We start from the raw sequence: 24,681 nt of genomic DNA, 5'->3' as shown, positions 1-24,681 counted from the left end.
GATGGTAAACCGCAGCCAGTCGTCGCAACCAAAAGTGTCACGTGCGGGCTGGAAATATTGCCGAATGTTTCGGCACAAGCTCATCCCGGCCGTATTAACTCGAAGCTTCTTGGACATTTCGCTGCGCACGGGCAGTCGGTCCCTCTCAGACGAGGATGCAGCTTGCAACATAGGTCAACGAAGATGTGTGATCTTGGTCCCGGGAGAGGCCTCACATGAGCGCCGATCAACTCGCCGTCGGCGCGGCGCCAGCGTCGCCGAAGCAGGGGACTGCGCCGACCTTGCGGATCCGGGCGCTGATGCTGGGCGACCGCATCAATGCGTCAGGGCTGGAGATCGGAACCCTGGTGTCCTCGACGCCGGCCGCCTTCCGCGTCCATGCCGGCCTTGCCGTGATCTTTCGCTACGGCGTCGTCGTGCTGATCGGGCTGCTTCCGTCCGAGGAGAAGGTCCTCATCGACAACCTGAAGTCGCGTGTGACCGGAGAGCTCAGCCCGTACGAGGAGGAGATCGCGCAGGCGCAGCTCTGCCACGACGAGGCTGCCGAGGCGATCCAGCCGGGCGGGCCGATCTGCCTTGCCAAATTCTCCGACGACCGGCTGTTGCTGGTTGCCGATGCGCTCGCCAAGAGCACGTCGCTGGCGCGCGACGAGCGGCGCGTCGCCGCGGTCTTCGACGTGATCGAGCCGTTTGCACGCGAGCTCGCCGAACACGGCCGCACGCCGCAACGGCGCAAGGGCATCCTGCAATTGATCGGCAATGCGCTGCTGGTGCAGCAGCGCGTCGCCGGCCGCGTCGCCATCGCCGAGAAGCCCGACGTGCTCTGGGAGAAGCCCGAGCTCGATCGTCTCTATTCGCGCCTGGAGGACGAGTACGAGCTGAAGGAGCGCCTCGACACGCTCGAGCGCAAGCTTGCCGCGGTGTCGGAGACCGCCAACGCGCTCACCGACATCATCGACACCCAGCGCTCGCTCCGCCTCGAGATCGCCGTCGTGGTGCTGATCCTGATCGAGGTCGCAATGGGGACTTTTCAGCTCCTGACCGGCCGCGGTCACTAAAGCATGATCTGGAAAAGTGCGAAGCGATTTTCCGGAAAACCTAAAGCGCGACGGCGATTCATCCGAATCTCATCGCGCTTCAAGGCGCGGCGGCGCGCCGACCATGTTGACCGGATTGCGCCTGCCACGTGGCGATCTCGGCAAGCTCGGCTTCGGGCCGTGTCCGGATCGTCTCGCAGCGTCCGAGATAGAGCTCTCCGGCATCGCCCTCGATCGTCATCCACTCGCCTTCGGCAAAGCTGACTTGGCCGAGCTGAGCCCGCTTCGCGACGGGATCGATCTTCAGTTCGCGGCAGCCGACCACGCAGGGCTTACCCATTTGCCGCGCCACCAGGGCCGCATGCGAGGTGCGCGCGCCGACCGACGTGACGATGCCGGCGGCAAGCGCGAAGCCTGCGACGTCGGCGGTGCTGGTATCGGGACGCAGCAGGATGACCGGCTCGCCCGCCGCCGAGAGGCGCTGGGCGCTTTCGGACGAGAATGCCGCCCGTCCGATCCCGATGCCGCCGGAGGCGCCGATGCCGGTCACAGCTGGCCTGCCCGGAGCAACCAATCTGGTTTCGGTGAGCGAGGCGAGGTCGATCTCCGCAATCCGTTCCAAGGCCTCGTCCTGCGAGATCAGGCCGTCATGCACGAGATCGATCGCAATCCTGGCGGCGGCCCGCGGCGTGCGCTTGGCGGTGCGGGTCTGGAGGATCCAGAGCCTGCCGTTCTCGACCGTGAACTCGACGTCCTGGACGTCGGCGAATGCGTGCTCGAGTCGCCTCAGGATATCGCCGAGTTCCGATTCGAGTTTCGGCAGCTCGCGGCCGATCGCCTCGGCCGTGTCAGGTGTGCGTCTTCCGGAAACCACGTCCTCACCCTGCGCATCGAGGACGAGGTCGATCATCGGACGACGCGCGCCCGTGGACGGATCGCGCGAGAATGCCACGCCCGCGCCGGAGGCAAGACCGCCATTGCCGAACACCATCGCCTGCACGGTCACGGCCGTACCCTCGAGCGCTTCGAGGTGCTGGAGGCTTCGATAGGTCAGCGCTCGCTCGCTCATCCAGGAGCGATAGACCGCCTGGGCCGCCGCCTCCAGCTGCGCGAAGGCGCCTCCAGCGGGGCATCGGCGCGATCCTCGACCAGCGCCTGCTCGCGGCTGGCGAGCCGCTCGAGCGCTTCGCTGTCGAGCTCACGGTCGCTGCCGGCGTCTTCGGCTGCGACGAGTTCCGAGATGCAGGCGGCAAAGGCGGCCGGGTCGAGCTCGAGCACGGTCTCGCCAAAGCTCTCCAGGAAACGGCGGCGGCAATCCCAGGCGAGCCGAGGCCGGCCGGTCGCACGGATCAGGCCGTGCACGGCATCGACCGTGCAGCCGACGTTGAGAACAGTGTCGAGCATGCCCGGCATCGATCGCGCCGCCCCCGAGCGCACCGACACCAGGAGCGGCTGCCGGCGGTCCCCGAAGCGCTTTCCGGTGGCGCCCTCCAGGAACGAGATTCCCTCCTTCAAGCCATCGCGCAGGTATCGCGTGGCCTGCGCTTGGCCGGCAATGATGTCGGCGCAGAGCTTGACCGGGAGCACGAACGCAGGCGGCACCGGCAGGCCCAGCGCCGCCATGCGGGCGAGATTGGCGGCCTTGGCGCCGATCTCTTCGGCGGGCCGCAATTCGGCGGCGTCAGCGCCGATACGGACGATATGCATGGTGGCTTCCTCAAGCTGCGAGATCGATCATGATGTGACGGCGGAGCAGGTGGCCGAACGCGGCGAAGCGGTCGGTGGCACGCTCGACGGCGCGGGCGAGCTCGATCACCGACAGCGAGGTCGCGACGTCGAAGCCGCCGCGGAAGACCAGTGCAGTGATCGCGCGTTCGCGGCGGTCGGCGGCGTGCTCGGCGTCGATCAGGCGGGTCACGGCGGAGAGCGCGTCCTCGGAATCGGCGCGCCGTCCCTCCGGGACGTCGATCGCAGCCGCGACGCCGCTCGCGGCCACTTCGGTTGCGGTCTCTGCCACCGTGCAAAGCTCGACCAGCGATGCCAGCAGGGATGGATCGGTCCTTTCCGGCATCAGCGCCGCGATGAATGCGGCCTGCTCCAGTTCGTCGACGGCTTCCTCGGCGCGATCGATCAATTGTCCGATCAGCGGGCGGGCATTGAGGCGGTCGACCTCGTTGCGGCTCTCGATCGCGATTCTGTCGGCCTTCTGCTCGATCGCGCCGCAGCGTTGCGTCAACAGCTTGCCGTCGACGGGCTGGTTCGCGCGGAGCGCGGCAATATGGCGCGAGATCGCCGCGACGAGATCGTGGGCGAGACCGATCTGACGCAGCACGGCTGCCAGCAGAGTCCCATCGACGCGATCGAGGTGCCGCATCAGGTCGGCCTCGATCTGGTCGCGCACCGTCCTGACCGAGCGGCCCGCAAGCAGTGCCTCGGTGGAGGCGCGCAGAGATGCCTTCAGAAAATCGATTGCAGCGTTGCGGCCGAGCGCCTGGTCGAGCCGCTCGCCGAAGCCGATCCGTGTGGGGGCCGCGTTCCGGACAGCCGAGCCCAGCAGATCGTTGCCGCCGAGCTCGAGGAAGCCGCGATGGCCGATCCGCTGACGCGCAGCCCATTCGAGGATGCGTGCCGCGTCATCCTTGGCGACCCAGGTCCTGAGCAGCTTGCGCGCCTTGTTCCAGTCGATCAGGAAAACCAGTGCGGCACCGAGCGCGGCGAGGAATTCGTTGCGATCGGCGGCGTGGTCGGCCTGGTGCTGCCCGGTGACGAGATAGAATGAATTGTCTTCGCCGAGGCCGGCCGCGGTGTGACGATCAAGGCCGCTCCAAGTTACCTCGAACGCGTCGAACAGCGAGATGAAGAACTTCGCCCGCGCCAGATGCACGTCGGTGTAGGTGATGGTGACCGCGTTCTTCTTCACCGCGATCACGACGACATGGGCGTCCGTGGTGCCGATGTCGTTCTGGATCAGCAGCCGGCCGCCGGCGCGCGTAGCCATGGTGTCGAGGCCTGGATGGTTGAACTTGAGACCCCGCGTCGCGTTCAGGCCCTTCATGAAGGCGGCGACGGCCGGCCGGTCCTCGCTGTGCAGGCCGAAGACATGGGCGCCGTCGAGCGCTTCTTCCGAGCAGTTCGCCGCAAGCCTGTTGAGCTGCTTGTGCAGGTCCATGACGAGGCGATGCAGGCTGTCGCTGCCTGCGTCAGCCACGCCGGTCAGGCGCGAGATGCGGGACATCTCGATCTCGCCGGTGGTGTCGAGCAGGCCGGCTGTGCGGCTCGCCTCGAGCCGCGCCTGCGCCCTTTCGCCTTCGCTCACCGCGCCGGCGCCGACGGCGCGGATCATGGTCGCTGCATCGTCCGCAATCTCCTGCATCAGCTCCGCAAGATCGGGGGCCGCGAGCCGGCCCTGTCCGATCAGACGGGCGCCGCCGATCAGCGCCGCGATCGCCGCGGGGGCGATGCCTGCAGTCTGACTTTCGACGGCGAGGCCATGCGCGGGCCGGTCAGGCTCCGGCGCATGCTGGGCCGCCGCCTGCAATGCGCTCATCCGCACCTTGATGCGGTCGTTGGCGGCGAGCCCTTCCGCCACCAGCGCGGGCAGCAGGATGCTGCCTTGTCCGAGCTCTTCGATGATGTGGGTCTTCATGATCTGTCCGCAACCAGGATTGATGCGCTCTCTTTGCCGCGAAACCGCGGCGGCAGCATTGCGGCAGATCATTCATAAAATTGTCACGTGACGTGGCGTCCACGGATCAAAGCCGCGCAATGGCGCGCGATCGTCATCTCTTCATCGGTCGGGATGACGAAGACATCGACGGTGCCGTCGGGGCCGTTGATGCGCCCGCGCGCCGCGTCGTTGCTGGCGGCATCGATGCGTACGCCCATCCAGGCGAGCCGCTCGCCGATCGCGGCGCGGATCTCCTTGGCGTGCTCGCCGATGCCGCCGGTGAAGACCAGGCAGTCCAGGCCGCCGAGCGTGGTCGCCATCATTGCGACAGCCTGCGCCGCACGGAAGCTGAAGAGATCAACCGCCTCTCGCGCCGCAACCTCGCCGCTCGCCAGCAGCGTGCGCATGTCCGCGGAGGTGCCGGAGACGCCGAAGAGGCCGGACTCGTGATAGAGCAGGTGCTGGACCTCGTCGACCGACATGTTCTCGTGCTGCTGCAGATAGAGCAGCACGCCGGGATCGATCGTGCCGCAGCGCGTGCCCATCACGAGGCCGTCGAGCGGCGTCAGCCCCATCGTGGTGTCGATGCTGCAGCCATCGCGCAATGCGCAGAGGCTGGCGCCGTTGCCGAGATGCGCGATGACGGTCCGTCTGGTCGCGAGCTCCGGCGCGATCTCGGCCAGGCGTCCCGCGACATATTCGAAAGACAGGCCATGAAAGCCGTAGCGCCGGACGCCACGCGCCTCGAATCGCCTGGGAATGGCGAAGCGGCTCGCAGGCGGCATGAGGCCGTGGTGGAAGGCGGTGTCGAAGCACGCGATCTGCGCCAGCCCGGGCCGGATCGCCGCGAACGTGCGAACCGGCGCAAGGCAGCGCGGCTGGTGCAACGGCGCCAATGGCGTCAATGCCTCCAGCTTCGCGGTGATGTCGTCCGACAGCACGACCGGGCCGGAATAATCCGGCCCGCCGTGAACGATGCGGTGACCGACGGCGCGCAGGCTGCGTTCGCCGAACCGGTCCTCGATGAAGCCGAGCACGTCGGCGAACAGATGGCCGCCGGCGGCATCCGGCGCGTCCCTCCGCGTCTCGAACAGGTCTTCGCCCGCGGGGCCCTTCACCACGAGCCGGGGTCTTGCCTCGTGCTCGTCGAGCAGGCCCTTGCAGAGCAGGGTGGGCTCAGCCGCCGAGACATCGAACAGGCCGAACTTGATGCTCGACGATCCCGAGTTGAGGACGAGGATCGTGTCCGGCATGGCTAGTCGCCGGCTTCGGCCGGCGTGTCGCCGCCGGCGCTGTTCGGCCAGACCCAGTCGCGGATCTCGGGCATGTCCTCGCCATGCTCGCGGACATAGCGGGAGTGTTCGATCAGTTTGTCGCGGAACTGCTGCTTCACATGCGCGGCCTTGGTCGCCAGACCCGGCACGCGTTCGATCGCCTCGATCGCGAGATGATAGCGGTCGAGCCCGTTGAGCACGACCATGTCGAACGGCGTCGTCGTGGTGCCTTCCTCGGCAAAGCCGCGCACATGCATGCCGGCATGGTTGGTGCGGTTATAGGTCAGCCGGTGAATGAGATAGGGATAGCCGTGATAGGCGAAGATCACGGGCTTGTCCGACGTGAACAGCCCGTCGAAGTCGCGGCTGGAGAGGCCGTGCGGGTGCTGCTCCCTGGGTTGCAGCGTCATGAGGTCGACGACGTTGACGACGCGGATCTTCAGGTCAGGCAGCGCCTTGCGCAAGAGGTCGACGGCGGCGAGCGTTTCCAGCGTCGGCACGTCGCCGGCGCAGGCCATCACCACGTCGGGCTCGCCCTTTCCATCCTCCGTTCCGGCCCAGGTCCAGATGCCGATCCCGGCATCGCAATGCGTGGCCGCGTCCCGCATCGAGAGCCATTGCGGCGCCGGCTGCTTGCCGGCGACGATCACGTTGATGCGGTTGTAGGTGCGCAGGCAGTGATCGGCGATCCACAACAGCGTGTTGGCATCCGGCGGGAAATAGATGCGGACGATGTCCGCCTTCTTGTTGGCGACGAGGTCGACGAATCCGGGGTCCTGATGACTGAAGCCGTTGTGGTCCTGACGCCAGACATGTGAGGTCAGCAGATAGTTGAGCGAGGCGATCGGGCGCCGCCACGGCAGGTCGCGCGTGACCTTCAGCCATTTGGCATGCTGGTTGAACATGGAATCCACGATGTGGATGAAGGCCTCGTAGCAGGAGAAGAAGCCGTGCCGTCCCGTGAGCAGATAGCCCTCGAGCCAGCCCTGGCAGAGATGTTCGCTCAACACCTCCATCACGCGGCCGTCCTGGGCGAGGTGCACGTCGTAGGATTCGATCGGCTCCATCCAGACGCGCTCGGTGGCCTCGAACACGGCATCTAGCCGGTTCGACGCGGTCTCGTCGGGCCCCATGATGCGGAAATTGCGCTGTTGTGCGTTGAGGCGGATGACGTCGCGCAGGAATTTCCCGAGCTCGCGCGTCGCTTCGGCGATGGTGCCGCCCGGCTGCGGCACCTCGACTGCGAAGCTGCGGAAGTCGGGCAGCTTCAGCTCTTTCTTCAGGAGTCCGCCATTGGTATGTGGATTGGCGCCCATGCGCCTGACACCTTCAGGTGCGAGCGCCTGAAGCTCGGGAGCGAGCGCGCCGTTCGCGTCGAACAGTTTTTCCGGCTCGTAGCTGCGCATCCAGTCTTCGAGCACTTTCAGGTGCGCCGGGTTTTCGCGGCAGCCGGCGACCGGCACTTGATGCGCGCGCCAAAAGCCCTCGACCTTCTTGCCGTCGACTTCCTTCGGGCCGGTCCAGCCCTTCGGGCTGCGCAGCACGATCATCGGCCAGCGCGGCCGCTCGACGCTTGTCCGCCCGTCGCGGGCGTGCTGCTGGATCGAGCGGATGCTGGCGAGTGCGACATCGAGCGCATCCGCCATGGCACGGTGCATCAATTTGGGATCATCGCCGGTGACGAACAGCGGCTCGTGGCCGAACCCACGGAAGAGATCGCGGATCTCCGCATCTCCCATCCGTCCGAGCACGGTGGGATTTGCGATCTTGTAGCCGTTGAGATGCAGGATCGGCAGCACGGCGCCGTCATGAGCCGGGTTCAGGAACTTGTTCGAGTGCCAGGACGCGGCGAGCGGGCCGGTCTCGGCCTCGCCGTCGCCGACCACGCAGGCGACGATCAGATCAGGATTGTCGAATGCCGCGCCATAGGCGTGCACCAGCGCGTAGCCGAGCTCGCCGCCTTCATGGATCGAGCCCGGCGTTTCCGGCGCCGCGTGGCTCGGAATGCCTCCGGGGAAGGAGAACTGCCTGAACAGCTTGCGCAATCCGTCCGCATCGCGCGCGATGTCGGGATAGATCTCGCTGTAGCTGCCTTCGAGATAGGTGTTGGCGACCATGCCGGGGCCGCCGTGGCCGGGCCCGCAGACATAGATGATGCTGAGGTCCAGGGCGCGGATCACGCGATTGAGATGGGCATAGATGAAGTTCAGGCCGGGCGTGGTGCCCCAATGGCCGAGCAAACGCGGCTTGATGTGCTCGGGCCGCAGTGGCTCGCGCAGCAGCGGGTTATCGAGCAGGTAGATTTGCCCGACGGAGAGGTAGTTGGCGGCGCGCCAATAGCGATCGAGCAGATCGAGGTCGCTGCTCGCTTCGGCCGTTTTTTGTTGGATTGTCATGTTCCTGCCGACCTTCACTTCGCGATCGTCACCAACCCGGTTCCGGGGCGATCGATCCGTCGGGCATGAAAGGGGATGGTCGTGACGGCCGTGTTGCGTGAGGTCAAAGGCGGGCGCGCGAAGTTTGGGCAGCTCTACTGTGCATGGGGTTGTTTTCACGTTTTGTGTTTGTTTGTGTTCTTGATTTGTTCCAGTGTCGTGCTATCTTGGTTGCATGAGTCCAGCATCCTCTCATGCTCTCAAGCACCCGCCGGTCACGGCGCCCTCCGAGCCGGCGGGTGCGCCTTCAGATTTCCCTGAGCTTGGCGTCGCCATCGATCGCGCGCGAAGGCGAGGCCGGGGCGCGCAATCCAATGCCAGCGGCCGCTACGAGGCCGAGGCCCGCGTCGCTTTCGATGACGGCTGGCAGAGCCTGGAAGAGCTGCCGCCATTCAAGACCACTGTGGCGGTCGACACCTCGCGCAAGGTGATCACCCGCAACGATTCCCCAGACATCGGCTTCGACCGCTCGATCAATCCCTATCGCGGCTGCGAGCACGGCTGCGTCTACTGCTTCGCCCGACCGACGCATGCCTATCTCGGCCTCTCGCCGGGGCTGGATTTCGAGTCGAAGCTGTTCGTGAAGCCCGAGGCGCCGGCGCTGCTCGAGAAGGAGCTTGCCGCCCCCGGCTACGAACCCAGGATGATCGCGATCGGCACCAACACCGATCCCTACCAGCCGATCGAGCGCGAGCGAAAGATCATGCGCGGAATCCTCGAGGTGCTGGAACGCGCCAGCCATCCCGTCGGCATTGTCACCAAATCGGCGCTGGTCGTGCGCGACATCGACATTCTCCAGCGGATGGCCAAGCGTAACCTTGCCAAGGTCGCGATTTCGGTCACCTCGCTTGATCCGAAGCTCGCGCGGACCATGGAGCCGAGGGCCTCGACGCCGTCGAAGCGGCTGGAGGCGCTGAAGCAGCTCTCTGATGCCGGCATTCCGACCACGGTGATGGTCGCGCCCGTGATCCCCGCGCTGAATGATGCCGAGATCGAGCGCATCCTCGATGCCGCCGCCCATGCCGGCGTCAAGGAAGCCTCCTATGTGTTGCTGCGGCTGCCGCTGGAGGTTCGCGATCTCTTCCGCGAATGGCTGATGGCGAACTATCCGGACCGCTATCGCCACGTCTTCACCCTGATTCGCGACATGCGCGGCGGGCGCGACTACGATGCTAAATGGGGCGAGCGGATGAAGGGCACCGGCCCGATGGCCTGGACCATCGGCCGCCGCTTCGAGATCGCCTGCGACAGGCTCGGTCTCAACAAGCGGCGTTCCAAGCTGACCACGGATCACTTTGCGCGGCCGAAGCGGAACGGCGATCAGCTCAGCCTGTTCTGACGGGAAGGTGGAAGAGGCATGGCATGAGTCAGGAATTGGCGGCTCCGGTGCCGAGGCTCACCGTCGTCACGCTTGGCGTGAGCGACATCCGAGCCAGCATCGCCTTTTACGATGCACTCGGCTTCTCGCGCCGGCTGAAGGCAACCGGCGAGGCCGTCGCCTTCTACGATACCGGCGGTCCGGTGCTCGCCCTGTATCCGTGGGATCAGCTCGCGGCAGATGCGGTCTTGCAGGACGCGCCGAGGCCGTCGACTTTTCGCGGCATGACGCTCGCCTGGAACTGCCGGACGCGTGAGGAGGTCGATGCGGTGCTGGCCTTCGCCATCGGGAGGGGGGCCAGCTTGCTGAAGGCGGCGCACGAGACCGACTACGGCGGCTATTCCGGCTATTTCACCGACCCCGACGGCCATCCTTGGGAGGTCGTGGTCGCGCCCGGTATCGAGGTGGGCGAGGACCGCCGGGTGCATCTGGCGGATTAGGACGGCCTGAATAGTGGGAATATCCTGGGTTCCCGGTTGCGCCGGTGAAGCCCCTTGCGCACGATCCCGGCCATGATTCGGGACAAGTCCGCCAAGAACTCAGCCAAAGATGCGCCAAAAAAGGCGTCTGCGAAGACGGCTGCGTCTGCCAAGCCGGCTGAGATACCTGCGGCCAAAACATCTGCAGTCAAGGCTCCGACGGTTCCTGCCGGCAGGAAAGGCATCATTGCCATTGCTCCCCCCAGCTTCCGCCGCGAGCGCGCGCTGATCAAGCGCGGCGTCTGGCCGGTTGCCGGGTGCGACGAGGCCGGCCGCGGCCCGCTGGCCGGTCCCGTGGTGGCGGCGGCTGTGATTCTCGATCCCGACCGCATCCCGCGCGGCATCGATGATTCGAAACGGCTGACTGCCGAGGAGCGCGAGAAGCTGTTCGACAAGATCTGCGCCACCGCGCAGGTCTCGGTCGCCGTCGCCTCGCCCTCGCGGATCGACCGCGACAACATCCTGCGTGCCTCGCTGTGGGCGCTGAAGCGCGCCGTGGTGGCACTGCCCGAGACGCCCAGGCATGTCTTCGTCGACGGCCGCGACCGGCTCGACACCGAATGCGATTGCGAGGCCGTGATCGGCGGCGACGGTATCGTGCTGTCGATCGCCGCGGCATCCATCGTCGCCAAGGTGACGCGCGACCGGCTGATGTGTGCGCTGGCGCAGGATTGCCCCGGCTACGGCTTCGAGCAGCACAAGGGCTATGCCGTCCCCGAGCACCTCGACGCGCTCGACCGCCTGGGCCCCACCATCCACCACCGCAGCTTCTTCGCCCCCGTCGTCGCCGCTCGCGCCAAGCATATGCCATGGACGGTCGAGCCGGTGCAGGATCTGTTCGCGGTGACAGCAGTCGAGGTGCAAGTGGACGCGGCCGTCGAGATCGACGTCTCGGCAAATCTCTAAATCGACCCCACAGCTCTACCGTCATGGCCGGGCTTGACCCGCCATCCACGCCTTACGCACCGTCCCAAGCCCGGGCATGACGACCGATAGCTCAGGTGTGCTTGTGCCTCAGCCTGTAAGAACGGGGAGAGGGGCAGACCGAAGTTGCCACGACGCGCGGTGCCCCTTATCAAAGTGTTCGTGAGCGAATAGGGCCGGCTGGACTGGCTGCATCATTCGGACGTTGCATGCGGTTTACCTCCCTGGTCATCGAGCTCATTCGCGCCCGGCCGCGGCTGATCGTGTGGATTGCCGTGCTGCTCCAGGCTTTGATGTGGCTGTTCGTGGCGCTGGTGTTCTACCACAGCCCGCCCGGCACCCTCGCGACGCTGCTGGCCTTCGGGAGGGAATACCAGGTCGGCACCGATCTCGGCCCGCCGCTACCGGTCTGGCTCGCCGACATCGCCTATCGCGCCGCCGGCGGCCACATGCTGGGCGTCTATGTCCTCGCCCAGCTCTGCGAGATCGCGACCTTCATCGCGCTCTACCATCTCTCCCGTGCCGTGGTCGGCTCGCAGCAGGCGGTGCTCGCCGTACTGCTGACGATGACAGTGCTGGCCTTCTCCTCGCCTGCGCTCGACTTCGGCCCCCTGGTGCTGGCGCGGCCGCTCTGGGCGCTCTTGCTGCTGCATTCCTGGCAGATCATCGGCCAGCGCCGCGGCAATGCCTGGTTCGCCTGGTCGATCGAAGCGGGCCTCTTGCTGCTGACGACACCGGCGGCGATCTTTCTCCTCCTGCTGGTCGTCGTCTTCGCGGTCTCGACCGCCGGCGGCCGGCGGACGCTGCGCGGGCTCGATCCGCTCTTTGCACTGATCGTCGTCGCCGTGCTGGCGCTGCCCTATGCGGTGTGGCTGATGCGGGCCGAGACGTTGACGATGCCGGCCTTGCCGCAAGTCGCCGAGCTCAACGCCCGCGCGCTGCACGCGGCCTGGCTGCTCGGCGGACTCGTGCTCGGGGCTGCCGCGATCCCGGCGCTGACCTTCCTCAACACCGGGCTGTTCGACGGCAAGGGCGAGGAACCGCCGATCATCTACCGCCCGACGGTCGAGCCACTCGCGCGCAACTTCGTGTATTTCTTCGCGCTGGCTCCGCCGCTCGGCGCGGTGCTGATCTCCGGCCTGCTCGGGCTCGACTCCGTCGTCGGCGGCGCCGGTGTCGTGCTAGTCATGCCCGGGCTCGCCGTGGTCGTTGCGGCCGGCGATCTCATCGCGATGCGCCGCACGCGGATGCTGCGCATGGTATGGGCCGCTGCCATCATCGCGCCCGCCGCCGGCGTGGTGCTCGCCGTCCTGTTCCTGCCCTGGACCGGCGCCAACGAAATTGCGACCTCGATGCCGGCGCGCGCGATCTCGGACTTCTTCGACGAGAGCTTTGCCCGTCGCACCAACCATCGCCTGCGTGCCGTCGCCGGCGAGACGCAACTCGCCAGCCTCATCGCGCTGCATTCCGGCCGGCCGCATCTGTTCATCGATGCCGATCCTGCGCGCACGCCGTGGATGAATCAGGCAAAGTTCAGCGAGACCGGCGGCGTCGTGGTCTGGCGCGCGTCCGATACCGCCGGCACCCCGCCGCCGGACATCCTCAAGCGCTTCCCCGGCATCGTGCCGGAAGTCCCGCGCGCCTTCGAATGGCTGGTGACCGGCCGCCAGCAGCTGCTGCGCATCGGCTGGGCCATCGTGCGGCCGAAGGGGACTTAGGCCACGCACGTTGTCATTCCGGGGCTCGCGAAGCGAGAGCCCGGAATCCATCGAGCGGCAGAGTTGGTGGATGAATGGATTCCGGGCTCGCGGCTTTGCCGCGCCCCGGAATGACGCCGCGCATAGGGTTACGTCGCGCCTTGCGCCAGCACCTTCGCGATCGATCGCAGATCCTGCCAGGCCAATCGCTTGTAGGATGGCGAGCGCAGGAGATAGGCCGGGTGGAATGTCGGCAGCGCGCGGATGGTGCGCCCGCCGGTATCGTAATCGAACCAGCGTCCGCGGGTGCGCATGATGCCTTCACGCGTTCCGAGCAGAGTCTGCGTCGAGGGATTGCCGAGCGTCACCAGCACGTCCGGGTTCACGAGTTCGATATGGCGCTGGATGAAGGGCAGGCAGATCTGCGTCTCCTGCGGCGTCGGCGTGCGGTTGCCGGGCGGTCGCCAGGGAATGACGTTCGCGATGTAGGCGGTGGTGCGGTTGAGCCCGATCGCGCCGATCATGAGGTCGAGCAGCTTGCCGCTGCGTCCGACGAAAGGCAGCCCCTCAATGTCCTCGTCGCGGCCCGGCGCTTCGCCGACGAACATGATGCGCGCCTGCGGATTGCCGTCGGCGAACACCAGCCGCGTTGCGGTGTGCTTCAGCGCGCAGCCCTCGAAGCCCTGCATCAGCTCGCGCAGTGCCTCCAGCGTCGGCGCTGTGCGCGCGGCCTCGCGTGCCGAGGCGATGGCGACGTCCGGTGCAGGCGCGGCTTCGCCGCGCATGACCGCGGGCGCGGCGACCGGCCGCGGTGCCTCGACCGGCGCCGTGCGCGGGCTGGGCGGCGGAGCATCGATTTCCGCCAGGCGGTCGATCGGTTCCTCCGCAAGCGCGCAGTCAACACCGGCCTCCAGATAGAAGGCGAGCAGCTCTCGGACGGTGGGTGCGGGTTCGGGGATCATGGGAAAGTCTGATTTATATCACCTTGGACGGCCTTGCACCCCGACGAAACGCATTTCCATGGTTGTCCTACCCGGAAAAATCGGAAACAAGAGGGCGCAAACGACCGAGGACCGTCTCAAGGGCTGAGATCAGATGAGCACCGAAGAACTTCCCCCGCGCGAATCCATGGAATTCGACGTCGTCATCGTCGGCGCCGGCCCCTCCGGTCTGTCCGCCGCGATCCGGCTGAAGCAGCTCAACGCCGATCTCAACGTGGTCGTGGTGGAGAAGGGCTCCGAGGTCGGCGCGCATATTCTCTCCGGTGCGGTGATCGATCCGGCCGGGCTCGACAAGCTGGTCCCGGACTGGCGCGAGGATGCCGACTGCCCGCTGAAGACGCAGGTCAAGGACGACCGCTTCTACTGGATGACGGCCGGCGGCGCGATCAAGCTGCCGAATTTTCTGATGCCGCCGCTGATGGACAATCATCACTGCTACATCGGCTCGCTCGGCAATGTCTGCCGCTGGCTGGCGCGCAAGGCCGAGGCGCTCGGCGTCGAGATCTATCCGGGCTTCGCGGCGACCGAAGTGCTCTATGACGAGGACGGCAAGGTCAAGGGCATCGCCACCGGAGACATGGGCATCGGCCGCGACGGCAAGCCGAAGGACTCTTTCACCCGCGGCATGGAATTGCTCGGTAAGTACACGTTGTTCGCCGAAGGCGCCCGCGGCAGCCTGACCAAACAGCTCATCAACAAATTCGCGCTGGATGCCAAGAGCGAGCCGCCGAAATTCGGCATCGGCCTCAAGGAAGTCTGGCAGATCGATCCCGCCAAGCACCAGAAGGGCCTGATCCAGCATTCGTTCGGCTGGCCGCTCGACATGAAGACCGGCGGCGGCTCGTTCCTCTATCATTATGACGACAATCTCGTTGCCGTCGGCTTCGTCGTCCATCTCAACTACGATGATCCCTACCTGTCGCCCTTCGACGAATTCCAGCGCTTCAAGACCCATCCCTCGATCCGCGGCACCTTCGAGGGCGCCAAACGGCTCGCCTACGGAGCGCGCGCGATCACCGAGGGCGGTTACCAGTCGGTGCCGAAGCTCAGCTTCCCCGGCGGCGCGCTGATCGGCTGCGCGGCTGGCTTCGTCAACGTGCCGCGCATCAAGGGCGTGCACAATGCGATGGGCACCGGCATGCTCGCCGCCGAGCACGTCGCAGCCGCGATTGCCGCCGATCGCGTTAATGACGAACTCGTCGAATACGAGAATGCCTGGCGCACGTCGTCCGTCGGCAAGGATTTGTTCCTGGTCCGCAACGTCAAGCCGCTGTGGTCGAAGTTCGGCACGGTGCTGGGCGTTGCGCTGGGCGGCTTCGACATGTGGTGCAACACGCTGTTCGGCGCCTCGCTGTTCGGCACCCAGTCGCACGCCAAGCCCGACCGCGCCACGCTCGATCCTGCCAAGAGCCATGCGCCCAAGGCCTACCCGAAGCCGGACGGGAAGATCTCGTTCGACAAGCTGTCCTCGGTGTTCCTGTCCAACACCAATCATGAGGAGGATCAGCCGGTCCATCTGAAGGTGACGGACATGAACCTCCAGAAGACCTCCGAACATGACGTCTTTGCCGGTCCTTCGAACCGCTATTGTCCGGCCGGCGTCTATGAATGGATCGAGGAGGGCTCAGGCCCGCGCTTCCAGATCAACGCGCAGAACTGCGTCCATTGCAAAACCTGCGACGTGAAGGATCCCAATGGCAACATCACCTGGGTTCCGCCCGAGGGCGGCGGCGGCCCGAACTACGAGGCGATGTAAGGGCAGGTCGGGTGATCTGGCGCACGTTCGCGTGAGGACCCGGCTGCGGCCACGCGCCGCGGCCACGATAAGGCCATAGTAGCGGCGTCTTGGGGCACTCTTGGCGGATTCGCCTGGCCGATTTGGGGCATGCGGCGGGGAGAACGGCCGGCCCGAATCCTTGCGGCGAAGCGCCAAAAGCGGCATTGTCGGCCGGACGGTTCCGGGTCCCTATGCCACCGGCCGCGTTCGCATGCGACACGGCCCCCTGTTGCAAACCCAGGCACTACCAACTCAAGGCGAGCCCTGATGTTTTCAAATCGTTTCATCCGCTGGACTGCTGCCGCCATCGCTCTCACGGGCACCGCGATCGCGGCGGTCCCCGGTGCGGTCCTGGCGCAGACGCCGGATCACCCGGAGAACACGGCGGCGCAGTTTCCGACCCGAAACGATCTGAAATCGCTCACCGGTGCCGGCAGCTATCTCGCCGCCCGCCATGCCAGCGTCGAGCGTGACGCGGCATCCGCCGCCGCATTCTACCGTTCGGCGCTCCGGACCGATCCCAAGAACAACGAACTGCTCGACCGTGCCTTCATCTCGTCGGTCGCCGACGGCGACCTCGAGGAGGCGGTCAAGCTCGCCGAACGCATTCTCACCATCGACAAGACCAACCGCGTCGCGCGTCTCGTCGTCGGCGTGCATGATCTCAAGCTGAAGAAATACGCGGCCGCGCAGGCCAACATCAACCAGTCGGTCCGCGGCCCGATCACCGATCTCGTCGCCACGCTGCTGTCGGGCTGGGCCGCCTATGGTGCCGGCGATGCCAAGGGCGGTGTCGCCACCATCGACAAGCTGGCCGGTCCGGAATGGTATCCGCTGTTCAAGGATCTTCACGCCGGCATGATCCTGGAACTCTCCGGCAAGGAGAAGGACGCCGGCACCCGCTTCGAGCGCGCCTACAAGCTCGACGATTCCATGCTGCGCGTGACCGAGGCCTATGCGCGCTGGCTCTCGCGCAACAAGGATTCCGCCGCCGCGACCACCGTCTACCAGGCCTTCGACAAGAAGCTCGCCCGTCATCCGCTGATCCAGGAAGGCCTGCGCGAGACCAAGGCCGGCAAGAAGATGCCGCCACTCGTCGATTCCGCGCAGGCCGGCGCCGCCGAAGCGCTCTACGGCATCGGCGCCACGCTGACCCGCCGCGGCGGCGAGGACCTGGCGCTGGTCTATCTCCAGCTCGCGCTCTACCTCCAGCCGACCCATCCGCTGGCGCTGCTGTCGCTCGCCGATCTCTATGAATCGGTGAAGCGGCCGAAGATGGCGATCAAGGTCTATGAGCGCGTGCCCGCGACCTCGCCGCTCAAGCGCAATGCGCAGATACAGCTCGCCATTGATCTCGACACCGCCGACCGCACCGACGAGGCGATCAAGATCCTCAAGGGCGTCACGACGGAGGACCCCAAGGACCTCGAAGCCATCATGGCGCTCGGCAATATCGAGCGCGGTCGCAAGCGGTTCGGCGATTGCGGCGCGACCTATTCGCAAGGGATCGACGTGCTGCAGCCCGGCAACGACAAGGCCAACAGCGTCTGGTACTATTATCGTGGCATCTGCGAGGAGCGCTCCAAGCAGTGGGCCAAGGCCGAGGCCGACATGAAGAAGGCGCTGGAGCTCCAGCCCGACCAGCCGCACGTCCTCAACTATCTCGGCTATTCCTGGATCGACCAGGGCGTGAATCTCGACGAAGGCATGAAGATGATCAAACGTGCCGTCGAGCAGCGTCCCGACGACGGCTACATCGTCGATTCCCTCGGCTGGGCCTATTACCGCATCGGCAATTACGAAGAGGCGGTGAAGAACCTCGAGCGCGCGATCGATCTCAAGCCCGAGGATCCCACCATCAACGACCATCTCGGCGACGCCTATTGGCGCGTCGGCCGCACGCTGGAGGCAAAATTCCAGTGGTCGCATGCGCGCGATCTCAAGCCCGAGCCGGAAGAACTTCCGAAGATCGAGGCCAAGATCGCCAACGGTCTCGCCGACGACAATTCGAACTCTTCTGCGGCGCAGGCCGAGAAGAAGAAGGACGACGGCAGGGGCGGCTGAGGTTTGCTTGGGGGCGTGTCGCCGATGTCGGCGTTGATTGAAGAGGGGCGGGCGAAGGTCAATTTGAGCCTTCGCGTCGTCGGCCGTCGTGCCGACGGCTATCATGATCTCGAAAGCGTGGTGGCATTCGCCGATTGCGCCGACCGGCTGACGCTGGAGCCGGGCGGCGAGCTGAAGCTCACCACCACCGGGCCGCTGGCGGAAGCCTGCGGCGAGACGTCCGACAATCTCGTGCTCAAGGCCGCCAGGCTTCTGGCCGAGGCGGTGCCCGGCCTGAAGCTGGGCGCGTTCGCGCTCGACAAGGTGCTTCCCGTCGCGGCGGGCATCGGCGGCGGTTCGGCCGATGCCGCGGCGGCGCTGCGGCTCCTGGCGCGTCTCAACGATTTGTCACTCGACGATCCCCGCGTTCAGAAGGTCGCACTCGCGACCGGCGCCGACGTGCCGGTGTGCCTCATCTCGCGCGCCTGCGACATGACCGGCGTCGGCGAGCAGCTATTGCCGCTCGCGCTACCGAGCATGCCCTGCGTCATGGTCAATCCGCGCGTGCCGGTCGCGACCAAGGACGTGTTCCAGGCACTGGGGTTGCGCAACGGCGAGCTTCTGGTCGGCGTCACCGACGTCATCCGCGCTCCGGCCTGGCCCGGGGAGGGCGCCGCTATTTCCGATTGGGTCGAGGTTCTGGAAACCGTCGCCAACGACCTTGAAGCGCCTGCGTTGCGCATCGAGCCCGTCATCGGCGAGGTGCTGGAAGCGTTGCGCGCCTCCGCCAACGTCAAGCTCGCCCGCATGTCCGGCTCCGGCGCGACATGCTTTGCGATCTACGGCGCGCCGGCCGAGGCCCATGCCGCCGCCGAGAAGATCCGGCGCGACCACCACGGCTGGTGGGTGCATGCGGGGACCTTGAGCTAGTCTAACCCGCGCCGTCCCCGTCGAGTCCGAGAAACCTTCGGATCTCACCCAATACCTGCTGCGGCTTGTCGTGCTGCAGCCAGTGTCCCGCCCCGGCAATGGTCTCGATGCGCGCCTGCGGGAAGTACCGCTCCAGGCCCGCCGCCCTGGCGCCGGCGAGAAAGCTTTCACCGGCATTTAGCAGCAGCGTCGGACAGGTGATGCGCGACCACAGCTCGATGTGATCGTCGGGCCAGAGCCGGTGCGGCGCAGCGGCGCGCTGATAGGGATCAAACTTCCAGCTGTAGGTGCCATCCTCGTTCTGCCGCGCGCCATGCGTGGCGAGATGCAGGGCGAGGTCGCGGGACAGCCGTTTGTTGTGAAGCATCATCTGCGCGGCGGCGTCCTCGAGGGTGGCATAGCGGCGCGGCGTGCGGTCGTGCAGCTTGTCGAGCTGGCCGACCCATTTGCCGATGCGCTCATGCGCCGGCGGCTTTGGCGTATCCGGCAACATGGTCACGCCGTCGAGGACCACGAGCTTCGAGACCTGCTCGGGGAATGAGCCCGAAAAGATCAGGCTGACCATGCCGCCCATCGAATGGCCGATGAGAGTGACCTGAGGCGCTGCGACATTGCGGACGAGCCGGGAGAGATCGTAGACATATTCCGTCAGCGCGTAGCTGCCGCCTCGGGTCCAGTCGGAATCGCCGTGGCCGCGCAGGTCGGGCGCGAGCACGTGAAAATGCGGCTGCAACGATCGGGCAATGTGATCCCAGCTCCGGCAATGATCGCGGCCGCCATGGACCAGGATGAGTGGTGGCGCGCGCTCATTGCCCCAGTCGGCGTAATGCAGCCGCAGGCCGTGCGATTCATGGAAGCGGCTTTGCGGGGCGAGCATCGTGGCGCTATCCCTTCGCCGGCCGCCGCGCCAGCGCGAGCGAGAGGCCGAGGCTGGCGATGAAGACGCCGGAGCCTTGCGTGAGACGTCGCATCAGCTGCGGCCGTCCGATCAGCTGCGTGCGTGTCGCGGAGGCCATCAGCACCACCACGACATCGGCGAGCGTGTTCAGCGTCACCGAGATCGCACCCAGCACAATGAATTGCAGCGTCGGGTTCGACCCCGAGGGATCGAGGAACTGCGGAATGAAGGCGAGGAAGAACGCCGCCGTCTTCGGGTTCAACGCTTCGACCAGCACGCCGTCGCGGAAGGCGCGTTTGTCGCCGACGGCCTCGCTCTCGAGCGACAGCGCGCGGCCGGCGCTGCGAAACGTCTTGATTCCGAGCCACACCAGATAAAGCGCGCCGACGAATTTAACGACGGCGAACAGTTCCGCGCTGGCCAGGATGATCGCGGAGATGCCGAGGCCGCCCGCGACGACATGAACCAGCCCGCCCAGCGCCGTGCCTGAGGTCGACGCCAGGCCGCTCGCGCGTCCCTCCGACAGGGTTCGTGCCGCGACGTAGAAAATGCCGGGGCCCGGAACGGCGGCAATGAGGCAAGCTGCGGCCAGGAACAGCCAGAAATTCGTTTCGGTCATCCTGTTTTCGTAGCGGAGCGACCGGCGATTGCAAGGCCTCTTGCTTAGCCCATCCGGCGGAAGATCACGCTGGCATTGACTCCGCCGAACCCGAACCCGTTCGAGATGGCGCTCTGCATCGGCATCGCTCTCGCTGCGCCGGCAACGATGTCGATGCCTTCGGCGCCGGGATCCGGATTTTCGAGATTGAGCGTCGGCGGCGCGGTCTGGTCGCGCAAAGCCAGCACGGTGAAGATCGCCTCCAGCCCGCCGGCGGCGCCGAGCAGGTGCCCGGTGGCCGATTTGGTCGCGCTCACGGCAATGCCGCGGTTACGGCCGAACAGCGCGGCGATCGCGCCGAGTTCGCTCTCGTCGCCGGCCGGCGTCGACGTCGCATGCGCGTTCAGGTGCTGCAGATCCGCAGGCTCGAGCTTCGCCTGCCGAAGTGCGATCTCCATGGCGCGGCGGGCGCCGTCGCCATCGGGCGGACCCGAGGTCATGTGATAGGCGTCCGCGGTCGTGCCGTAGCCGACGATCTCGGCGATCGGCGTCGCGCCGCGCGCCAGTGCATGCTCCAGCGCCTCGATCACCAGGATGCCGGCGCCTTCGCCCATCACGAAGCCGTCGCGGTCGCGATCGAACGGGCGCGAGGCGCGCGCGGGCTCGTCGTTGAAGCCGCTCGACAACGCGCGGGCCGCGGCAAAGCCGCCGAGGCTGACGATGTCGATGCAGGCCTCCGCGCCGCCGCAGATCGCGACATCGGCCTCGCCGGCGCGGATCATGCGCGCGGCATCGCCGATCGCCTGCACGCCGGCGGCACAGGCCGTGACCGGCGTGCCCAGTGCACCCTTGTAGCCGTATTTGATCGAGACCTGGCCGGCCGCGAGATTGGCGAGGAACGAAGGGACCGTGAACGGCGAGAGCCGGCGCGCACCGCGCTTCTCGGTGATGCGCACCGCCTCCGCCATCGCCGGAAAGCCGCCGATGCCGGAGGCGATGATCGTCGCGGTGCGCTCCAGCGCGCTTGCGTCCTGCGGCATCCATTTGGCCTGCGCGACCGCTTCTGCGGCGGCGAGCAGCGCGAACAGGATGAAGCGGTCCATCTTGCGCTGGTCTTTTGGCGCGGCGGCCTGCGCGGGATCGAAGCCGCCATCGGCGTCATCGGCGTTGTCGGGCACGAGACCGGCGATGCGCGCCGGCAGTGCCTGCGCCCAATCGGGCAGAGGGCGCAGCCCGCTTTGGCCGGCGAGCAGCCGCCGCCATGTCAGTTCGACGCCGCAGCCGAGCGGCGACACCGCGCCCATGCCAGTCACGACGATACGACGCATGTCAGTCTCCAGCCGGCGCAACGGCCGCGTTCATGGCCTTGAGCGAAGCGAGCCGCGCGCGCATTCCGCGGCTGGCGCGGGGCCCCGCGATGACGACCGCATTGGCGAGCGTGATCGGACGCATGTCGGCGGCATCGACCACGAGCGGCTTGAGCGGGCGAACGTCGCTCCGGTTCGCCAGCAGGATGGATTCGCCCCTCGGCGCGAGATGCTTGTTGCCCCAGGCGAGCAGCGTAGCGATCACGGGGAAGAAATCCCGCGCCTTGTCCGTCAGCACGTATTCGTAGCGCGGCGGACGCTCGTTGTAGCGGCGCCGGGCGAACATTCCGCTCGCAGTGAGATGGGCGAGACGCCGCGACAGGATGTTCGGCGCGATTCCGAGGCTTTGCGAGAACTCGTCGAACTTCGTCGCGCCCTGAAACGCATCGCGCAGGATCAGGATGCTCCACCATTCGCCGACCGTCTCCACGGCGCGGCCGACGGGGCATTCCTGGATGGAGGGAGATCGAGGCTGCATATGCAGGAGATTAGGGTAGTAGCTTTCAAAATGCAAGTAACTGGTGCCGCGATGTATAGGGATGAAGACGGCCGCGAGACCACGACGCTATCGCACAGGTCGAACTCGACTTTGCGAACGATGGCGGTGCGCCATACTCCGTCATTGCGAGCGCAGCGAAGCAATCCAGATTCCGTCCGCGGAGACAGTCTGGATTGCTTCGCTGCGCTCGCAATGACGATGGTGATGCAGCGTGCATCCAGTCGTCACCGTCCCTCTGAGGGGCGAAAAGAGAGAAGCTATAGTGGCGCTGGTCCAGTCTCGAAGGGCGATGGTCCCGCTGCATCCGGGCCATGCGTCCTTCGAGGCCCCCATGGGACGCGTTGCGCCCCATGCCTCGCGCCTCAGGACGACGGAGTTCCAAGTGGATGCGGAAAGAGCGTCAGTGGCTCAGTGCGACCGCGCCAGGCAGAACGCCACGACCTGCTCCAGCGCGCTCTTCATCGGCGAGGGCGGGAATAGCGCCAGTGCGTCGACGGCCATGGCGCCGTAGTGCTGGGCGCGGCTCAGCGTATCCTCTAGCGCGCGGTGCTTGTTCATCAGGCCGATGGCGTGGTCGAGATCGCCGTCGCCGATCTCGCCGCGCTCCAGCGCGCGAATCCAGAAGGCGCGCTCGGTGTCGTTGCCGCGGCGGAAGGCCAGCACGACCGGCAGGGTGATCTTGCCCTCGCGGAAATCGTCGCCGGTGTTCTTGCCGAGCTTGGCGCTCTTGCCGCCATAGTCGAGCACGTCGTCGACGAGCTGGAAGGCGATGCCGAGATTCATGCCGACCGAGCGGCAGGCGGTCTGCTCCGCCTTCGGCCGGTTGGCGATGACGGGACCGACCTCGCAGGCGGCGGCGAACAATTCGGCGGTCTTGCCGCGGATCACGGCAAGATATTCGTCCTCGGTGGTCGCGGTGTTCTTGGCGGCGGCCAGCTGCATCACCTCGCCCTCTGCGATGGTCGCGGCGGCCGCGGAGAGGATGTCGAGCGCGCGGAGCGATCCGACCTCGACCATCATGCGGAAGGCCTGGCCGAGCAGGAAGTCGCCGACCAAGACGCTCGCCTCGTTGCCCCAGAGCATGCGCGCCGACAGCTTGCCGCGGCGCATCTCGCTCTCGTCGACGACGTCGTCGTGGAGCAGAGTGGCGGTATGCATGAACTCGACGGAGGCAGCTAACTTGATATGACCGTCGCCGGTATAGCCGGCCAGGTTGGCCATGGCGAGCGTCAGCATCGGGCGCAGGCGTTTGCCCCCGGAGGAGATCAGGTGGTTGGCGACCTCCGGGATCATGGTCACCTCGGAGCCGGTCCGCGACAGAATCGTGGCGTTGACGCGCTCCATGTCAGGGGCGACAAGGGCAACCAGCTCTTCGATCGACGCGCCGGGAGTTTCGAAAGGTACGATGACGGCCACGCCGGTCTCCAATATTTGCCCCGGAAGGGCTATTCTGATGGAAAGACAATAGAAACTGGCGACGGACGCGGCAAGACCTCGGAACCATTGACATTTGCCGCATGCCCCCCTTTCAGGCAGGAGATCTGCGTTTTGCGCGAACTGGTTCGGACCAATGACATGGTGCTGGTGTCGGCGATCGGCGCGCTGCTCGACGGTGCCAACATCCATCATCTGGTGCTGGACCAGAACATGAGCATCATCGAGGGCTCGCTCGGCATCTTGCCGCGGCGGATCCTGGTCCATGAGGACGATGTCCAGGAAGCCAGGGCTCTCCTCACCGAAGCCGGCCTCAGCCACGAACTGCGCGGCGATGATTGAGGCCGCAGATATTACCGAGGACGCCTTTCTCGGCGGGCAATTGCGGTTGAAGCAGAAGCGATCCGGCCATCGCGCCGGGCATGACGCCATCCTGCTTGCGGCGGCGACCGACGCCCTGGCGGGGGACCGCGTAGTCGATTTCGGCGCAGGTGTCGGTACGGCCGGTCTGGCGCTGGCCCGCCGCGTCGCGGGCATCAGGCTCAGCCTGGTCGAGATCGATCCGGAGCTGGCCGAGCTCGCGCGTGGCAACGCGGCGGCGAATGCGATTGCCGCCGAGACGATCGTGCTTGACGTCACGGGCGAGGCGCAGGCGTTTACGTCAAACGGGCTGTCGCCCGACAGCGCCGACGTGGTGTTGATGAATCCGCCCTTCAACGATCCGGCCCGGCATCGCGCCTCGCCGGACCGGGCGCGTCACAGCGCGCATGTGGCGACGGAAGTGACCCTGCATGCCTGGGTGCATGCAGCGCGCCGTATCCTCCGATCCAATGGCGTGCTGACCCTGATCTGGCGTGCAGATGGAATTGCGGATGTCCTGGCAGCGCTGTCACGCGGTTTCGGCAGTCTCTCGATCCTGCCGGTTCACGGCGAGGCCGGGCGGCCCGCGATCCGCGTGCTGGTGCGCGCGGTGAAAGGCGGCCGGGCCCCGACGCGATTGCTGCCGGGCCTCATGCTCAACGACGAGTCACGCTTGTCCAAAAGCGAGGTGACGGAGATTCTGGAAGGGAGAGCGGCGTTGCCGCTGCTGGAACCGTGAGGGCTTACCGGGGAAGCGATTCCGACTGCTGCTCTTGCGGTGACGTGAGGCGGATCGCCATGAACAGCGCGCCGATCAGCAGCATCAGAAGATAGATTTTCATGGTGTTCTCCGCTGCCTCATTGCAGCCTCCCAACGGGAAAA

19 protein-coding genes and 1 pseudogene are annotated in these 24,681 nt (G+C 66.3%); 10 read left to right on the top strand and 10 right to left on the bottom strand.

Annotation, left to right across the window (positions count from 1 at the left end; translation table 11 throughout):
- Window positions 1–215 precede the first annotated feature (215 nt).
- The gene (locus IVB23_RS11245; RefSeq protein ID WP_061878496.1) at window positions 216–1,058 is read left to right on the top strand and encodes an RMD1 family protein; all 843 of its coding nucleotides are present in this window, start codon (window positions 216–218) and stop codon (window positions 1,056–1,058) included.
- Between the two features lie 79 nt (window positions 1,059–1,137).
- Here IVB23_RS11245 and IVB23_RS11240 read toward each other — a convergent pair.
- The 4 genes and pseudogenes from IVB23_RS11240 to IVB23_RS11225 all read right to left on the bottom strand — a co-directional run bounded on the left by IVB23_RS11240 (window position 1,138) and on the right by IVB23_RS11225 (window position 8,374).
- Window positions 1,138–2,744, bottom strand: a pseudogene (locus IVB23_RS11240) (PEP/pyruvate-binding domain-containing protein).
- Between the two features lie 10 nt (window positions 2,745–2,754).
- Window positions 2,755–4,683 carry a hypothetical protein gene (locus IVB23_RS11235; RefSeq protein WP_247803529.1) on the bottom strand — a complete coding sequence of 643 codons (1,929 nt, stop codon included), beginning with the start codon at window positions 4,681–4,683 and terminating at the stop codon, window positions 2,755–2,757.
- Between the two features lie 83 nt (window positions 4,684–4,766).
- Window positions 4,767–5,957, bottom strand: a complete 1,191-nt coding sequence (locus IVB23_RS11230; RefSeq protein WP_247803528.1) for an acetate/propionate family kinase — start codon at window positions 5,955–5,957, stop codon at window positions 4,767–4,769.
- 2 nt (window positions 5,958–5,959) lie between these two features.
- On the bottom strand, window positions 5,960–8,374 hold the full coding sequence (locus IVB23_RS11225; RefSeq protein WP_247803527.1) for a phosphoketolase family protein: 2,415 nt from the start codon (window positions 8,372–8,374) through the stop codon (window positions 5,960–5,962).
- Between the two features lie 214 nt (window positions 8,375–8,588).
- Here IVB23_RS11225 and IVB23_RS11220 point away from each other — a divergent pair, with 214 nt between their 5' ends.
- From IVB23_RS11220 to IVB23_RS11205, 4 genes are all read left to right on the top strand, one after another.
- Window positions 8,589–9,752, top strand: coding sequence for a PA0069 family radical SAM protein (locus IVB23_RS11220; protein ID WP_247803526.1), 1,164 nt, complete (start codon window positions 8,589–8,591; stop codon window positions 9,750–9,752).
- A 23-nt stretch (window positions 9,753–9,775) separates the two neighbouring features.
- On the top strand, window positions 9,776–10,231 hold the full coding sequence (locus IVB23_RS11215) for a VOC family protein (protein WP_247803525.1): 456 nt from the start codon (window positions 9,776–9,778) through the stop codon (window positions 10,229–10,231).
- A 72-nt stretch (window positions 10,232–10,303) separates the two neighbouring features.
- Window positions 10,304–11,176: a ribonuclease HII gene (locus tag IVB23_RS11210; RefSeq protein ID WP_247803524.1), complete on the top strand. Its 873-nt coding sequence runs from the start codon at window positions 10,304–10,306 to the stop codon at window positions 11,174–11,176.
- 227 nt (window positions 11,177–11,403) lie between these two features.
- Complete coding sequence (locus IVB23_RS11205) at window positions 11,404–12,912, top strand: glycosyltransferase family 39 protein (RefSeq protein WP_247803523.1); 1,509 nt, start codon at window positions 11,404–11,406, stop codon at window positions 12,910–12,912.
- A 128-nt stretch (window positions 12,913–13,040) separates the two neighbouring features.
- On the opposite strand, the gene IVB23_RS11200 is transcribed toward IVB23_RS11205, so the two are convergent.
- A complete protein-coding gene (locus IVB23_RS11200; protein ID WP_247803522.1) occupies window positions 13,041–13,853 on the bottom strand; it encodes a uracil-DNA glycosylase in 813 nt (270 codons plus the stop codon).
- Between the two features lie 133 nt (window positions 13,854–13,986).
- On the opposite strand from IVB23_RS11200, the gene IVB23_RS11195 reads away from it, so the two are divergent.
- From IVB23_RS11195 to IVB23_RS11185, 3 genes are all read left to right on the top strand, one after another.
- A complete protein-coding gene (locus tag IVB23_RS11195; RefSeq protein WP_247803521.1) occupies window positions 13,987–15,648 on the top strand; it encodes an electron transfer flavoprotein-ubiquinone oxidoreductase in 1,662 nt (553 codons plus the stop codon).
- A 288-nt stretch (window positions 15,649–15,936) separates the two neighbouring features.
- On the top strand, window positions 15,937–17,733 hold the full coding sequence (locus tag IVB23_RS11190; RefSeq protein ID WP_082821979.1) for a tetratricopeptide repeat protein: 1,797 nt from the start codon (window positions 15,937–15,939) through the stop codon (window positions 17,731–17,733).
- A gap of 24 nt (window positions 17,734–17,757) precedes the next feature.
- Complete coding sequence (locus IVB23_RS11185) at window positions 17,758–18,642, top strand: 4-(cytidine 5'-diphospho)-2-C-methyl-D-erythritol kinase (protein ID WP_061878487.1); 885 nt, start codon at window positions 17,758–17,760, stop codon at window positions 18,640–18,642.
- Between the two features lies 1 nt (window position 18,643).
- Here the strand turns inward: IVB23_RS11185 and IVB23_RS11180 are convergent, their stop codons facing one another.
- The 5 genes from IVB23_RS11180 to IVB23_RS11160 form a co-directional block, all read right to left on the bottom strand.
- Window positions 18,644–19,519 (bottom strand): alpha/beta hydrolase, encoded by an 876-nt coding sequence (locus IVB23_RS11180; RefSeq protein ID WP_061878712.1) that lies wholly within the window; start codon window positions 19,517–19,519, stop codon window positions 18,644–18,646.
- A 7-nt stretch (window positions 19,520–19,526) separates the two neighbouring features.
- The gene (locus tag IVB23_RS11175) at window positions 19,527–20,159 is read right to left on the bottom strand and encodes a LysE family translocator (RefSeq protein WP_247803520.1); all 633 of its coding nucleotides are present in this window, start codon (window positions 20,157–20,159) and stop codon (window positions 19,527–19,529) included.
- A gap of 44 nt (window positions 20,160–20,203) precedes the next feature.
- Window positions 20,204–21,466, bottom strand: coding sequence for a beta-ketoacyl-ACP synthase II (fabF, locus tag IVB23_RS11170; protein WP_247803519.1), 1,263 nt, complete (start codon window positions 21,464–21,466; stop codon window positions 20,204–20,206).
- A gap of 1 nt (window position 21,467) precedes the next feature.
- A complete protein-coding gene (locus IVB23_RS11165; protein ID WP_061878484.1) occupies window positions 21,468–21,983 on the bottom strand; it encodes a helix-turn-helix domain-containing protein in 516 nt (171 codons plus the stop codon).
- A gap of 429 nt (window positions 21,984–22,412) precedes the next feature.
- Window positions 22,413–23,420 (bottom strand): polyprenyl synthetase family protein, encoded by a 1,008-nt coding sequence (locus IVB23_RS11160; RefSeq protein WP_131866317.1) that lies wholly within the window; start codon window positions 23,418–23,420, stop codon window positions 22,413–22,415.
- 132 nt (window positions 23,421–23,552) lie between these two features.
- Here IVB23_RS11160 and IVB23_RS11155 point away from each other — a divergent pair, with 132 nt between their 5' ends.
- Entirely contained in the window at window positions 23,553–23,780 is a 228-nt protein-coding gene (locus tag IVB23_RS11155; protein ID WP_028178667.1) for a DUF2007 domain-containing protein, read from the top strand.
- Window positions 23,773–24,537, top strand: coding sequence for a methyltransferase (locus IVB23_RS11150; protein WP_061878483.1), 765 nt, complete (start codon window positions 23,773–23,775; stop codon window positions 24,535–24,537). The genes IVB23_RS11155 and IVB23_RS11150 overlap by 8 nt, the downstream gene beginning before the upstream one ends.
- Window positions 24,538–24,681 lie beyond the last annotated feature (144 nt).

This window comes from Bradyrhizobium sp. 191 (genome assembly GCF_023100985.1).
Lineage (GTDB): Bacteria > Pseudomonadota > Alphaproteobacteria > Rhizobiales > Xanthobacteraceae > Bradyrhizobium > Bradyrhizobium diversitatis.
The sequence above is the reverse complement of the archived record's forward strand: the minus strand, read 5'-3'. Positions and strand labels throughout refer to the sequence as shown.